This window comes from Paenibacillus sp. FSL R7-269 (assembly GCF_000517865.1).
Taxonomy (GTDB): domain Bacteria; phylum Bacillota; class Bacilli; order Paenibacillales; family Paenibacillaceae; genus Paenibacillus_AQ.
On record NZ_ASPS01000023.1, the window covers coordinates 71,121 to 86,468 of the forward strand.

Sequence of the window (15,348 nt, forward strand, 5' to 3'; positions counted from 1 at the left end):
TACATACGAAAAAGGACAGGCGAAAGCCATTATGCACGCATGCATAAATGGACTTCCGCTCTGTCCTTGGTACCTGAGAGTTACCCTGCAATGAAGCGCAGGTTTCCCCGTTGGTGATCCGTGAAGCCTGCGGCGCAGGCACCCGGATGCTCTCCAGAGATGCGTCCGGCAAAGGTCCTTTTGCCTGAGAGATTCACCCATCCCGGGCTTACTCCTTCGGCGCTGTCTTCCTGTGAGACAGTCTCTCCCTATGCCATCATTCGCAAACCATATGTTTTTCTACTGACTCCATTAAACCGGGTAACCCTCTGCCCTGTCAATCAAAAAACGTCAAAAAGTTGACAAATTTAATTTTACTGTCAGTTATATTGACATTAGGCAAGCCGATAACTTAGGCTATAACTAAATTTAGAACTCCAATTACGGAAAAGAGGCGGCTTGGACATGAGTGAAGTGCTTGACAACCTGCTATACAGCGAAGAGCATGAGTGGGCGCAGCAGGGCGAGGGACGCGTAGTACGTGTAGGGATTACGGATCATGCGCAGCATCTGCTGGGCGATATCGTGTTTGTAGAATTTCCGGAAGTAGGCGCGGCGATCTCCGCAGGCGACAGCGTGGGCAGTATCGAATCCGTGAAGACCGTATCGGAGCTATATTCACCCGTATCAGGCAAGGTGACCAAGATCAACGATGCGCTGGAGGCCAGCCCGGAGCTGATCAACGATCACCCTTACGGGGACGGCTGGATTTTTGAGCTGGAGCTTGATGCAGAGTTCGGAGAGGCAGTAACCGGCCTGCTGGATGCGGCTGCGTACAAGGAACTGGTTGGGGAATAAAAGGTAGCTTATTTGCGGAAGCGGATGTTAATACGGCAGACCTCTCTTTATAACATTAGATGTTACTAATGTGAGAGGTCTGTCTTTTTGCGTCTGTATCTTACTCCTTCTCCTGAAGCTGGCGCAGCACAATCAGTTCAACCCGGCGGTTCCGCTGCTTTCCCTCAGTGGTTGTATTATCGTAAGCAGGCCGGGTATCGGCATAACCTGCGTACTGGAAGGTATCAGGGCTCAGCCCCTCTTTGTCCAGAAAAAAGCGCAGGACGGACAGCGCCCGGGCGCCCGATAACTCCCAGTTGTCTTTGTACACTGATCCTGGTGTCACGGGAACATTGTCGGTGTGGCCTTCGATGCTGATGGTAGCGCCGATACCGCGGAATAGGCCGGAGAGCTGGCGCAGTGCAGGGAAGGCAGGGGATTTCAACTCAGCCTTTCCCGCATCGAACAGGAACCGGTCACTCAGCGTGATGGCAATGCCCTGCGGCTTATCAGCAACAAAAATCTGTTCCCCAAGGTTATTCTCCTCCACATACTCCGTGATGACGCCCATAAGAGCAGCCAGCTTCGCTTCCTGTTCCCGAAAAGCAAGCTCGCGCGCTGACGGCTGGTGCCCCGCCCCATCTCCTGTTTGCCCGGTTCCATTCAGCCCGTCCGCATCCGCAGAGTCTGTGGCTGAAGGAGCGCCAGTGTCTCCACCGTCTTCATTATGACCCTTCGAAACGCCAGCCCCGGTGATTCCCTGATTGCCTTCCAGCACGCCGCTTCCGCCTTCCAGCACTGCACTTCCGCTCTTGAAGGTATCCGATAAGGAGCCGCTGACAATGGCATACTTCTGCGAATCCAAGCTGCTCATAGCATACAGAATCACGAAGAAAATAAGCAGAAGCGTGATCAGATCCGCGTAGGTAATCATCCAGCGGTCCCGGCTCTCCTTGCCGGCGGCGGCACGGGGCTGCCGGCGGTTTCTTTGTCTCATAGCGGTTCCTCCGGGCTGGTGCGGATGCTGCGTTTAGGAGCGTCTGTCAGGAAAGGGGCCAGCTTTTGCCGGACCAGATGCGGGTGATCCCCATTCTGCAGGGACAGAATGCCGACGAGCAGCATCTCCATGGTGCCCAGCTCACTTTGGCTGCGGGATTTGATTTTGGAGGCGATGGGTAAAAAGAGTAGATTGGCACTGGCTACGCCATAGAGTGTTGCTGTAAAAGCTACGGCAATCGACGCACCCAGATTGGAAGGGTCCGTTAAATTGCTTAGAACCCGGATTAGCCCCATAACGGTACCGATAATGCCCATGGTCGGTGCATAGCCGCCGGCGGCTTCGAATATTTTGGCATAGCCTTCATATTTCAGCTCCTTGGCATCCATCCCAAGCTCCAGGATCTGGCGGACCTGATCCGGGTCATTGCCGTCGACAATCAGAAACAGGCCTTCACGGGTGAAGGGATCGGGATGTTCTTCTGCCCGTTTCTCCAGGGCGAGAACACCGCCGCGCCGCGTGAGTGCAGCCATGGCAATCAGCTCTTCGGCTTGTTCCCGGCTGGTATCCCGTTGCCGGTCAAAAGCCAGGCGGAGCGCCGCCGGAATGCTGCGGAGCTTGGACCCCGGGAAGCTGATGAGCACCGCCGCAAGGGTGCCGCCGAACACGATCAGGGCAGCATTGGGCTGCAGCAGGCCGGACAGGCTGCCGCCTTCCCACAGAAAACCGCCGATCATAGCGGCAATTCCGGCCAGCAGGCCGAGTATTGTAATGAAATCCATAAATTCAGGCTCCTTAAATTTCTATATATTATGGTTTGCAACAGTCTGGGCAACGCTGTATAATAAACGGGAACGTGCATTCCTATCTTCCATATTTTTCAGTATGGTATGGATGAAGGATAATTAGGGTTAAAATTATAATATATTCATATATTCTAGACGATAGAGGGGAGACGGGCAAATGAGTGATATTGTCGTCAGTACGAAGACTTTTGAACTGGAGTCCGAGTATACACCCCAGGGCGATCAGCCTCATGCCATAGAAGAGTTAGTGGACGGCATCCGGCAGGGCAAGAAGCACCAGACGCTGCTGGGAGCGACAGGTACAGGCAAGACCTTTACCATCGCGCAAGTGATTTCCAAATTGAACCGCCCGACGCTGGTCATTGCGCACAACAAGACGCTTGCTGCACAGCTGGCGAGTGAGTTCAAAGAATTTTTTCCAAGCAATTCCGTGGATTACTTCGTCAGTTACTACGATTACTACCAGCCTGAGGCGTACATTCCTTCCTCTGATACCTACATTGAGAAAGACTCCAGCATAAATGAAGAAATCGACAAGCTCCGCCACTCTGCAACCAGCTCGTTGTTCGAACGCCGTGACGTTATTATTGTGGCGAGTGTGTCGTGTATTTATGGCCTCGGTTCGCCGAAGGAATATGGAAGCTTGCTGCTCTCGCTGCGGGTAGGGATGGAGAAGCCGCGTAATCAGATTCTGAGCCGGCTCGTAGATATCCAGTATCAGCGTAACGATATTAATTTTGTGCGCGGTACGTTCCGTGTACGCGGGGATGTCGTTGAGATCTTCCCGGCATCCCAGGGAGAACATGCGATCCGGGTTGAATTGTTCGGAGACGAGATCGAGCGGATCACGGAGATAGACGTTCTGACAGGCGAACTGATCGGCGAACGAGATCATATTGCGATCTTCCCTGCGTCCCACTTTGTCACCCAGGAAGAGACGATGCGTGTAGCCCTTGTTAATATTGAACGTGAGCTTGAGGAGCGGCTGGCTGTGCTTAATGGAGCAGGCAAGCTGCTGGAGGCTCAGCGCCTGGAGCAGCGGACCCGTTATGATATCGAGATGATGAAGGAAGTCGGCTTTTGTTCGGGAATCGAGAACTACTCCGGTCCGCTTACCTTCCGTGAGCCGGGAGCTACTCCTTATACGCTGATGGACTATTTCCCGGATGATATGCTGATTGTGATCGACGAGTCCCATGCTACGCTTCCGCAGATCCGGGCGATGTATAATGGTGACCGTGCGCGTAAGACCGTCCTGGTGGAGCATGGATTCCGCCTGCCGTCTGCGTTGGATAACCGTCCGCTGCAATTCGAGGAATTCGAAGACAAGGTAAGCCAGATTGTATATGTGTCCGCAACACCGGGCCCTTATGAGATGGAGCATTGCGATACTATGGTTCAGCAGATTATCCGTCCTACCGGTCTGCTTGACCCGATTATAGAAGTGCGTCCTACCGAAGGACAGATCGATGATCTGATTAGTGAAATCCGTGACCGGGTAGAACGCGATGAACGTGTACTCGTTACCACCCTTACGAAGAAGATGTCTGAGGACCTGACGGACTACTTCAAGGAGATTGGCATCAAGGTACGTTATATGCACTCTGATATCAAGACGCTGGAGCGGATGGCAATCCTGCGTGATCTCCGTCTGGGTACCTTCCACGTGCTGGTCGGTATTAACCTGCTTAGAGAGGGTCTTGACCTGCCGGAGGTCTCGCTTGTCGCCATCCTGGATGCCGATAAGGAAGGGTTCCTCCGTTCCGAGCGTTCGCTGATCCAGACGATCGGGCGGGCCGCGCGTAACTCTGACGGGCGTGTTATTTTGTATGGGGACCGCATAACAGATTCCATGGAGAAGGCAATGAGCGAAACCCAGCGCCGCCGTGAGATTCAAATGGCTCATAATGAGAAGCACGGGATTACCCCGACAACCATCAACAAGAAGGTCCGCGACATCATCGAGGCGACCAAGGTGGCCGAGTCCAAGGCCGATTACCTCACCGGTGTCGGCGGCAAGCTGAACAAGAAAGACAAACAGAGCCTGATGCAGCGCCTGGAGGCCGAGATGAAGGACGCCGCCAAGAACCTGCAATTCGAACGCGCCGCCGAGCTGCGCGATGCCTTGCTTGAACTGCGGGCAGAGTAACCCGGCGCTGAAGTTAACGATCCAGGGAACGGTGCTATTCAGGCCGTTCCTTTTGAAGATAAAGGGGCCACGTCCTTGCGTATCCCGAAGGGACAGCCCGCTGTTAAGCCCTTAGCGCGTATCCCGGAGGGACAGCGTTGTCGGCAAGCCACAGCGAGCCGAATCGCTCTAATCGTAGGAGCGGCCCCGTAGGGGTTAGCGGGCCCATTGCCCCAGTAGTCGTCCATTCACCAACCTAATTCCTTCCGCCGAGCTTGCGGGTGTCCAGAGGGTGCAACCCTTGGGGCCCTCCCTTGGAAGGGAGGGTTTGGGAGGGATCGAAAGGTAATGTTTTTCCATTTTAAATTCCCCTTAAAGGAGAGGTACCGTTGGCACATGAAAGTATAGTAATCAAGGGCGCAAGGGCCCATAATCTCAAGAACATCGACGTAACGATTCCGCGTGACCGCTTCGTCGTGCTAACGGGGCTGAGCGGTTCGGGTAAATCCTCCCTGGCCTTCGACACCATCTACGCCGAGGGACAACGCCGGTATGTGGAGTCTTTGTCTGCGTATGCCCGCCAGTTCCTGGGCCAGATGGAGAAGCCGGATGTAGATTCCATCGACGGACTCTCTCCGGCCATATCGATTGATCAGAAGACTACTAGCCGTAACCCGCGTTCCACGGTAGGGACGGTTACGGAAATCTATGACTATCTGCGGCTGCTTTTTGCCCGGGTTGGCCATCCGCATTGTCCGGATCATGGCATAGAGATCACTTCGCAGACCGTCGAACAGATGGTGGACCGGATTATGCAATACCCGGAGAAGACTCGCCTGCAGATTCTGGCCCCAGTCATTTCCGGCCGTAAGGGTGAGCATAAGGGTCTCTTCACAGATATCTCGAAGCAAGGCTTCGTCCGTGTACGTGTGGATGGTGAACTACGCGAAGTGACGGAAGATATTGTACTGGAGAAGAATAAAAAGCATACGATTGAGGTTGTTGTTGACCGGATTGTGATTAAGGATGATATCGAGACCCGGCTTACCGATTCTTTGGAGACTGCGCTGAAGCTGTCCGGCGGTCAGATTCTCGTTGATGTGATGGGCCAGGAAGAGCTGTTGTTCAGTGCCAGCTTTGCTTGTCCAGTCTGCGGATTCAGCATAGAAGAGCTGGCGCCGCGCATGTTCTCCTTCAACAGCCCATTTGGGGCCTGCCCTGAGTGTGACGGGCTGGGGATGAATATGGTAGTCGATCCCGATCTGCTGATCCCGGATATGGAGAAGTCCATTGAAGAAGGAGCTTTCCTGGCCTGGACAGGCAGTACGTCGAACTACTATCCACAGTTCCTGAAATCTGTATGCGAGCATTTCAAAATACCGCAGAATGTACCGGTCAGCAGCCTGTCGCCAGAGCATATGAACAAGCTGCTGCACGGAACGGGCAGCGAGAAGATCCGCTTCCGGTATGAGAACGACTTCGGCCAGCGCAAAGACGCTCTCGTTGCGTTTGAGGGAATAATTCCTAATCTGGAGCGCCGGTACCGTGATACAGCCTCTGAGGGTATCCGTGAGTTCATTGAAGGCTTCATGAGCGCCAAGCCCTGCCATTCGTGTAAGGGAAAGCGGCTCAAGAAAGAGATTCTGGCGGTGACCATCAATGAGCGGAATGTTGCCGATGTGACGGATCTTTCCATTGGGGATTGCCTGGACTTTTTCGCAGATCTGAAGCTTAGTGAGAAAGAAACAGCGATTGCCAATCTGATCCTCAAGGAAATCAGCAGCCGGCTAGGCTTCCTGGTGAATGTGGGGCTGAATTATCTGACCCTTAGCCGGGCAGCAGGTTCTCTATCCGGCGGGGAAGCCCAGCGCATCAGGCTGGCTACCCAGATCGGCTCCAGTCTGATGGGAGTCCTCTACATTCTGGATGAGCCAAGTATCGGCCTGCATCAGCGGGATAATGACCGCCTGATTGCTACACTGGCCCATATGCGTGACCTCGGCAATACGCTCATTGTTGTTGAGCATGATGAGGATACCATGATGGCGGCTGACTATATTATCGACATTGGACCGGGAGCTGGCAAACACGGCGGCCAAATCATTGCCCAAGGGACCCCGGAGGAGATTATGAAGGACCCCGGTTCCCTGACCGGTGAATACTTGAGCGGACGCAAGTTCATCCCGGTGACTGCTAAGCGGCGGCCAACCGATAATGAACGCTGGATCGAGATCCGTGGAGCGAAGGAGAATAACCTGAAGAATGTGAATGTAAAGATTCCGCTCGGTGTGTTCACAGCGGTAACCGGCGTATCCGGGTCAGGCAAATCTTCGCTCATTAACGAGATTCTCTACAAGAGTCTGGCCCGCCAGCTTAACAAGGCGGTCAAGGTTCGCCCAGGCTTGCACAAAGAAATCCGCGGCCTGGAGAATCTGGACAAGGTCATCGAAATTGACCAGTCCCCTATTGGACGTACTCCGCGCTCCAATCCGGCTACGTACACAGGCGTGTTCGATGATATCCGTGATCTGTTCTCCAAGACGAATGAGGCCAAGGTACGCGGCTTCCAGAAGGGGCGCTTCAGCTTCAATGTGAAGGGCGGCCGCTGTGAGGCGTGCCGTGGAGACGGGATCATCAAGATTGAGATGCACTTCCTGCCGGATGTCTACGTGCCCTGTGAAGTTTGCAAAGGCAAACGGTATAACCGCGAGACGCTGGAAGTGAAATATAAAGGCAAAAATATCTCGGATGTGCTGGAAATGACAGTGGAGGATGCAACGGAGTTCTTTAAGAACATTCCGAAGATTCACCGCAAAATGCAGACCTTGCTGGATGTAGGTCTGGGCTATATTAACATCGGCCAGCCGGGAACCACCCTGTCCGGCGGTGAAGCTCAGCGTGTGAAGCTGGCTTCGGAGCTGTACCGCCGCAGCACCGGCAAGACCCTCTATATCCTGGATGAGCCGACAACCGGCCTGCATGTGGATGACATCGGCCGTCTGCTTGAGGTACTGCACCGTCTGGTCGATTCAGGCGAATCGGTTCTGGTTATCGAGCATAATCTCGATGTCATCAAGACGGCCGATTATATCGTCGATATGGGACCGGAAGGCGGCAGCGGCGGCGGTACGGTCCTAGCCACTGGAACACCGGAGAAGCTGATTACTGTTGAGGAATCCTACACTGGCCGCTACCTGAAGCCTGTCCTGATCCGTGATACGGAACGTACGTTGGCTATGGAACTACAGACTTCTGAGACGGTGTAGCTGATAACCCTAATACCCCATGTCCCTTCTTACAGGAGAGGCATGGGGTATTTTTAATCTATTGCGGCAGGTTTCACAAGTTTCATACATTTTGGGGAGACAGAACGCCCCCTTACTTATTCTCTAACTTGTAGAGTAGACGTAGTTGGAAATAAGGCACTTAATATTGCTGGAATGGCGTGGAGTACGAACGTAGTTGGAAAAACTCCACTTCTCTCCATGGAACTCTGCGGATTCAGCGAAAATCGGGCTGAACAAGTGTTGTTTTTCCAACTGTTTGTTATAAATGCAACGGTTGCACCAAACTAGATGTACTAATTCCACTTAAATATCCCTCACACTTGCACTCCAGCGGTAAGCAAAAAACACACGTAACAGCAATACTGCCCGATCAGCAATTTATAGTATCAGCTCCCCGCTACAACTCACTGCGGATGCCCAGGATGATTTTGAACCGGCGGGTAGCTTTAGCTCCCCGTTTGAACCCTTCCTGTGAGTCCGCAATCCAGACTGTTCTTCCGATCCAGACCCGGATGTAGAAGGAACGGAAGATGACTGGCCGGACGATCCCCTGTACTTCGACCTCTGTGCCATCCGGCTGTTCAATCTCTGTTCGCACCCACCATGTGTTTCCGATTCCAAATTCGATATATTTCAAGCAGGGATCACCGTTCCTTCTACTGGCCTATATTCTGAATTCAGGATTGATTGTAACACTATATTATAAGAAAATTAAACGGACAGTAGACAAGCAGTTTAGGCATATCTACAGCATGTCCGCCGTAAGATTCAATGAGAAGCTTTTACGTTGAATGGATAGCAGCAGCTGTAGGCTGGTTTGAAGTGGATTGGCTCCTTGAAAAATGAATAAAACAACAACGGTCAATGATAAATATCGCTAATTTGAGGTGCGTTTTAGTCATAAGGGATATTTTTTTGTGACAAATACACCGTTTTTAAAATATTTCTATTGCGTGACTGAAATGGTAACGATAACATAGAAGGTGATATGGATTAGAGAAACTTGCTTGACAACACTCTCAGGGAGGGATTGCCATGCTGCTTGCAGAAGCTGCCGCGCAAGAACCGTCTAAATTTCATACCTTCGATGCGTTTATGATTGTATTCACGATCCTGATACTTATCGGTGTGGTCCGGCTGCTTAGAGCTCCACAGAAGAACAAATTTGCTATCGGTTTTGCAGTGGTAAGTCTGCTGGTGTTTGTGGTATCCGATTATGCAATGATTATCAACTGGTTTAGCTAGAGTAAGGCACACATAACCTCAGATGCAAGCTCATCTTAAAGACACCTTTACCGCCAGCGGCGATCCTAAAGGCGTCTTTTTTTGAAGATAAGAATTCATATGCTTCGCGCGCAGGAAAGAAGGGGAGAGCATGGGGATGGGGAGGAGCGGGATTGCCCGAGGCAAGGTGGTACTGCCGGGTATTCTGCTGATATCATTGTCGGGATTCATAGGTCCAGCCGGTGTTGTTCATGGGGTGGGCTACGGAGAGGCAGGAGCATTAGCGGCTGAGAGAAGCCCGGCTGTCAACGTAATGAAGGCCGGACAAGCAGGTATTGTGCAAAAGGAGAGTAAGGGACAATGGAGCCAGCCCGCAGCAGCAGATCCGGTTCCGCAAATCATAAGCAGTGTCTCGCCGTCTGTAGTCGGCATTATCGGCAAAGCGGGCGGAGAAACCGGCGGGCCGGATGACCGCTACAATCTGACTCACGGCTCCGGGATTATCGTCAGGGCTGACGGATGGATCATTACCAATGCCCATGTGATGGCAGGGCTGGAGAAGGCAGTAGTGGTCACCTCAGACGGGACGAGCTATAACATCACAGATACATACTCGGACGAATTCAGTGATCTTGCATTGGTCAAAATCAAAGCCAAAGCCTTAAAGCCTGCAACCTTCGCAGGCAGCGTCACCAAGCTTCAGGTAGGCGAAAAAGTTATAGCGATTGGTACGCCGATCTCCTTTTCCCTGAGAAATTCGGCGACTGTAGGCGTAATCAGCGGTCTCAACCGTTCGGTGGATGCGGCGTACCGGCTGATCCAGAGCGATACGGCGATCAATCCCGGCAACAGCGGAGGGCCGCTGGTCAATATGAAGGGGGAGGTACTCGGGGTCAACAGTATGAAGTTCGCAGCAGTGGGTGTGGAAAATATGGGCTTCTCGATTCCCGCAGATACGGTGAAGTACATCATGAATCAGCTGCTCCAATATGGAGAGGTCCGGCGTCCGAGCCTTGGAGTGGAGCTTGAGGAGAGCTGGCCTGTGATTGTCGGACTGCCGGGGCAGGAGCCATTGACGGTGACGAAGGTGCTTACGGCTGAAGCGCGCAAGGCAGGGATCACGCCAGGAGATGCCCTCTATGCGATAGACGGACACCGGGTAACTTCACTTGTCGATGTTAATGAGTTATTCAGACAGTACAAGCCGGGGGCAGTGGTCAAGCTGCTGATGCAAAGTGACGGCGATATCGTGGCCAGAAGCCTTGTTCTTGGACAAGGTGACCCTTTGGTGAGCGCCGCTAAGACGGAGGGGGAGACCGATGATCAGACGACAGAGTGAGGAGGCGGCAGGTACAGCCAGACCTTGTAGCAGGGCGGGACATCTACGGCGCGGAGTGTCTGTTATTGTAGTCCTATTGTTGCTGCTCAGCCTATTTCCTGTGGGAAAGGCCCAGGCGGCGGAGGGGGCATTGCTACAGCTTAGTCTTCAAGCGGGCAGTGCTTCTGCAACGGTTAACGGGAAGCCGGTCACGATTCCGAAGCCTTTTTCGGAGAATGGAACGCTGCTGGTCCCGTTGGGGATTTTCAAAAAAGCCTTCGGCAGCACCGTCTCCCTGCAAGGCGATGATGTGGTGAAGGTTATGTACGGGCCGCATACCGGTGCGATGACGATAGGCAGTACGACTGCCTGGAAGGATGGCGTCAATATCAAGCTCGCCGCGCCCCCGCGGATGGTATCCGGTGTGCTGATGGTGCCGCTGAGGTTCGTGGCTGGAGTGCTCGGTGCACGGATAAATCCGGCGGAGGGCGGAGGGGTACTAGTTACGCTAACTCCACCGGTGGCAGCAGTAGGCGTTGAAGCGCAGAGCGGGATTGATAGTGACGCCGGCAAAACCCGGATCGGCAACAGCTATCTGGAGTGGAGCATGAACTATCCGCCAGGGCTGGTGGTAGGCGACAGCGGAGGGAATGAGAGCGTAGCGACTTTTACGAGTGCAGAGAACGGGTATTATCTGGAGGTGCATGCTTCGCCGCTTGCCGTTCCGCTTGATCCCGAAGGGCTGCTGGAGAATCTGGTCCGCTCCTCGGAGGAGGGCGGGGAGACTGTGCTGGACCGGGAGGCTGTGTCTAAGGCCAAGGTTCCTTACGCCCGGACTGTGAGCAAGGATTCGAGCGGCGCGCTCTGGGAGGGCAGGCAATATTATGCCGGAGGCAGGCTGTATGAGATCTATCTGACAGATGACAATGCAGCGAATTATAAGGATCTGGGCAAATATGCGGCGCTGCTGAATTCTTTCCAGCCCTCTTTTGACGCATCCGACGGAAAGCTCCGCGACCTCTCTACTATCCGCAACGGGCTGCGCGAAGGCTACAACGATGACTACGGGATTGCGCTCAAGGTTCCTGCCGACTGGAGTGCGGATGACCAGCAGCTCTACTATGCGGGCAAGCAGGGGAGTTATCTGCGTGTAAAAGTAAGCTCCGCCCCTGCAGGCTCTACGCTGGCAAGCTGGAACCAGGAACTGTTGTCTCAGCTCCGTGACACCTATGTGGCTGAGGCCTACACCTTGAAGGACAGCGTAGCAAGCAAGGTCTCCGGTGAGCCGGTGCTGATTAACGAGATCGGGCTTAATCCGGGCAGCGGGTGGAGTACCGAATATCAGATTTTGCTGCTGAAGAACGGGTACCGTTATTATTTTGAATATGTTGCGGCTTCCGGGCCAGGGCAGAGTGGGGATCAGGCGCGCTTCACAGAGGTGCTGAATTCGATCGATATTGATTTTGCCCAAACGAAGAGTAACTTCGGACGCCTGGCGTCAGAGGATTATACACAGCTCAGCCAGAAGTCGGTCACCAAGACCTCCAAGACCTACGGCTACAAGCTCGATATTCCGCGGCTGTGGAGCCCGGTTCAGGATCTGTTTGAGAGCCAGAGCGTGGAATACCGCTTCACTGGCGGCCGGTTCCAGCTCTATGCCAGCCCCGAGGTTACGCCGGAATATGCCGTCAGCCAGCTGCAGAGCTATTACCAGAACACCAAGCAAGATCCTAAGGGCCCGCAGGTAAAAAGCATCACAGAAACCACTTTCGCCGGTATGCCAGCCACGATACTCATAATAGAGCAGACCAAAAACAGCATCCCGGTGGGCACGAAGATCATCATCTTCAGCCGCAACGATGTGGTCTATACGCTCACCGTCACACTGAACACCGCCAATGCCACGGCGAGCCAGCAGGCGGTGCTGGAGCGGGTGCTGGGGTCGTTTGGGTGGGTGGGGGAGTAGGGGGGTATACGAAGAATGCCTGAATTGCCATTATTGGCAGGAGGCATTCTTTTTTTGTATGGTGCTAACGAATGAAGTGTTCATATAATTCTTGCCATTTAGATGGCGCGGAGGTGTGATATTTGATACAATTAATAAGTTAAAAAGCTGTAAATGACCCGCCGAACAGGCGGTTTGGGAGGATATAAATGAAAGAGCAAGGAATACGCAGAGAAGACGTAGAGCTACTGGCTCCGGCGGGAGATTGGGACTGCATGCGTGCAGCGGTGGCGAACGGGGCGGATGCTGTCTTTTTTGGCGTAGAGAAATTCAATGCACGGGCCAGAGCGAACAACTTCCGGATGGACGAGCTGCCGGAGATTATGGCGTTTCTGCACAGCTATGGAGTGAAGGGGTTCCTGACCTTTAATATACTGGTGTTCGAGAATGAGCTGCCGGATGCCAAGGGACTGATTGATGCCTGCGTGGATGCGGGTGTGGATGCCGTTATTGTTCAGGACCTGGGGCTGGTGCATATGATCCGCGAGATCTCGCCGGACTTCCCGATTCACGGTTCTACGCAGATGACGATTACCTCACCGGAAGCGGTGGAATTCACGAAGCCATGGGGGCTGGAACGTGTAGTCCTCGGCCGTGAAAATAATCTGAAGCAAATCCGCACGATTGGCGAGCAAGCCCGCCTGCCGATGGAGGTATTCGTGCATGGTGCGCTCTGCGTGTCTTATTCCGGCCAGTGTCTGACCTCCGAAATGTGGGGCGGACGTTCGGCGAACCGCGGGGAATGCGCCCAGGCCTGCCGTCTGCCGTATGATCTGATGATTGACGGTGAAGTGAAGCCGATGGGCGATGTGACTTACCTGCTGTCGCCGAAAGATCTTGCCGCCATCGACCTGATGCCGGAGCTGATTGAAGCCGGAGTGACTTCGTTCAAAATCGAAGGCCGGCTCAAAACCCCGGAGTATGTCGCTAATGTGGTCAGTAAATACCGTAAGGCGATCGATAAGTATTTTGAAGGGAACTGGACGCCTACCTCGAAGGAGGATATGCGGGAGCTGCAGCAGAGCTTCTCGCGCGGGTTCACGAACGGTTTCCTTGAAGGCACCAATAATAAAAAATTAGTCGATGGCACCTTCCCGAAAAGCCGCGGGGTGTACCTGGGCACCGTGGAGCAGATCCTGCGCGATGGGGTGGTCTGCCGCATTCATGCTCCGCTTAAGCGCGGAGACGGCATTGTGTTCGATGCGGGTGATCCGACGAAGAAGGAAGAAGGCGGCCGCGTCTATGATCTGCGCCGCAAGGGCGTCAAGCTGGAAGGCGAAGCCGGTGAGGGCTGGATCATTGATATCGTTCCTGGCCGCAGTGACGTAGACCTGCGCCGTCTGCATGTGGGGGACCGCATCTGGAAGACGAATGACCCGGCGCTAGATAAGGCGCTACGCCAGTCCTACGAGACCGAGAAGCCATACCGGGTATTCCCGGTTCATGTGCGGGTGCAGGGCTGCGTAGGCGAGAAGCTGACGACCTGGTGGACAGACGTTCAGAAGAACGTCACTGTCCGTGTGGATTCGGAGCTGGCGCTGGAGACAGCGCAGAAGCGTCCGATGGATACCGCGCTGCTGGAAGAACAATTTGGCCGCCTGGGCGGGACCCTGTTCCAGCTTGAAGCGCTGGAGTCGCATCTGCAAGGCGACGTGATCGTGCCCATGCGCGAGCTGAACAGCATCCGCCGCCAGGCGGTAGAGCTGCTTGCGGGCGAGCGCCCTAAGCCTCCCGTGTATGTGAAACGGGAGGTCGAGGTCTACGGCGGTGCCTCCCGCAGGGGCGCCGCAGTTGGCAGCGGTGAAGCGGAGCTCACCGCGCTGTGCCGCAGCCTGCCGCAGGTACAGGCTGCGCTCGAAGTCGGCGTAACGAATATATACGCCGATTTCGAGTTCATCAAGCAGTTCCCAGCGGCAGTAGACGCTGTGCGGGCTGCAGGGGCCAGTATTGCACTGGCCACCCCGCGCATCCATATGCCGAACGAGAACGGCTACCATGCCAACATCCTGCGGCTGCAGCCGGATGCTGTGCTGGTGCGCAACACCGGCGCGCTGTATTATTACCTGCGCCACCGCATGGAGCACCCGGAGGCTGCGCATCCCCGGCTGATCGGTGATTTCTCGCTGAATATCGCCAATCACAGAGCTGTGGATCTGTTCTTGGACGCTGGCTGTGACATGGTGACACCGTCGTATGACCTGAACATTCAGCAGATGGTTGATCTGCTAGGGCACAGCGACACCTCCCGCATGGAGGTTGTCATCCACCAGCATCTGCCGATGTTCCATACAGAACACTGCGTCTACTGTACGTTCATGAGTGAAGGCACAGACTACACCAACTGTGGCCGTCCTTGTGAGGAGCAGCGGGCCTCGCTGCAGGACCGGATTGGCATGTCCCATCCCGTCCGAGTGGACGAAGGCTGCCGCAACACGGTTTATAACGCGGTGGAGCAGTCGGGCGCTGAATACCTCAATAACTTCCGTGAGCTAGGCGTCGCTTCTTTCCGTGTAGAGTTCCTAGAGGAGACTCCAGAGCAGGTAGCAGAGGTTATCAGCCTTTACAGCCGCGCACTGCGTGGTGAAATCTCCGGAACCCAGGTCTGGAAAAGCCTGAAGGCCACTAACCAGCTTGGCGTTACACGCGGACAACTGGTGAATGCGAAGTAAATAATATTAAACGCATAATAGGCCCGGGCGAAGCCGGGACCATCCATTCGGGTGGTCCCGAGGTTCTCCCGGGCCTATCTTTATATCCTCCACGCTAT

Annotated in this window: 10 protein-coding genes and 2 riboswitches; of the genes, 7 read left to right on the plus strand and 3 right to left on the minus strand. The window is 54.2% G+C overall.

Features of this window, described 5'->3' with window-relative positions; genetic code table 11:
* Positions 1 to 58 precede the first annotated feature (58 nt).
* Positions 59 to 159, minus strand: a riboswitch (glycine riboswitch).
* A gap of 3 nt (positions 160 to 162) precedes the next feature.
* Positions 163 to 260: riboswitch (glycine riboswitch) on the minus strand.
* 184 nt (positions 261 to 444) lie between these two features.
* The gene (gene gcvH, locus C162_RS12335; protein WP_036694735.1) at positions 445 to 837 is read left to right on the plus strand and encodes a glycine cleavage system protein GcvH; all 393 of its coding nucleotides are present in this window, start codon (positions 445 to 447) and stop codon (positions 835 to 837) included.
* A gap of 100 nt (positions 838 to 937) precedes the next feature.
* On the opposite strand, the gene C162_RS12340 is transcribed toward gcvH, so the two are convergent.
* A complete protein-coding gene (locus C162_RS12340; protein ID WP_036694736.1) occupies positions 938 to 1,813 on the minus strand; it encodes a flagellar motor protein MotB in 876 nt (291 codons plus the stop codon).
* Complete coding sequence (locus C162_RS12345) at positions 1,810 to 2,595, minus strand: flagellar motor protein (protein ID WP_036694737.1); 786 nt, start codon at positions 2,593 to 2,595, stop codon at positions 1,810 to 1,812. The genes C162_RS12340 and C162_RS12345 overlap by 4 nt, the downstream gene beginning before the upstream one ends.
* A gap of 181 nt (positions 2,596 to 2,776) precedes the next feature.
* On the opposite strand from C162_RS12345, the gene uvrB reads away from it, so the two are divergent.
* Together uvrB and uvrA are read left to right on the plus strand one after the other, a co-directional pair.
* Positions 2,777 to 4,768: an excinuclease ABC subunit UvrB gene (uvrB, locus tag C162_RS12350; protein ID WP_036694740.1), complete on the plus strand. Its 1,992-nt coding sequence runs from the start codon at positions 2,777 to 2,779 to the stop codon at positions 4,766 to 4,768.
* Positions 4,769 to 5,136: 368 nt separating this feature from the next.
* On the plus strand, positions 5,137 to 8,013 hold the full coding sequence (uvrA, locus tag C162_RS12355; RefSeq protein ID WP_036694741.1) for an excinuclease ABC subunit UvrA: 2,877 nt from the start codon (positions 5,137 to 5,139) through the stop codon (positions 8,011 to 8,013).
* Between the two features lie 418 nt (positions 8,014 to 8,431).
* Here uvrA and C162_RS12360 read toward each other — a convergent pair whose 3' ends face one another.
* Positions 8,432 to 8,671, minus strand: a complete 240-nt coding sequence (locus C162_RS12360) for a DUF3977 family protein (protein ID WP_036694742.1) — start codon at positions 8,669 to 8,671, stop codon at positions 8,432 to 8,434.
* 398 nt (positions 8,672 to 9,069) lie between these two features.
* Between C162_RS12360 and C162_RS12365 the strand changes: the two genes are divergently transcribed.
* From C162_RS12365 to C162_RS12380, 4 genes are all read left to right on the plus strand, one after another.
* A complete protein-coding gene (locus C162_RS12365) occupies positions 9,070 to 9,279 on the plus strand; it encodes a hypothetical protein (protein WP_036694743.1) in 210 nt (69 codons plus the stop codon).
* A gap of 130 nt (positions 9,280 to 9,409) precedes the next feature.
* Positions 9,410 to 10,597 (plus strand): S1C family serine protease, encoded by a 1,188-nt coding sequence (locus tag C162_RS12370; RefSeq protein WP_235218412.1) that lies wholly within the window; start codon positions 9,410 to 9,412, stop codon positions 10,595 to 10,597.
* Entirely contained in the window at positions 10,578 to 12,542 is a 1,965-nt protein-coding gene (locus tag C162_RS12375; protein WP_051493424.1) for a stalk domain-containing protein, read from the plus strand. The genes C162_RS12370 and C162_RS12375 overlap by 20 nt, the downstream gene beginning before the upstream one ends.
* A gap of 188 nt (positions 12,543 to 12,730) precedes the next feature.
* Positions 12,731 to 15,250, plus strand: a complete 2,520-nt coding sequence (locus tag C162_RS12380; protein WP_036694744.1) for a U32 family peptidase — start codon at positions 12,731 to 12,733, stop codon at positions 15,248 to 15,250.
* Positions 15,251 to 15,348 lie beyond the last annotated feature (98 nt).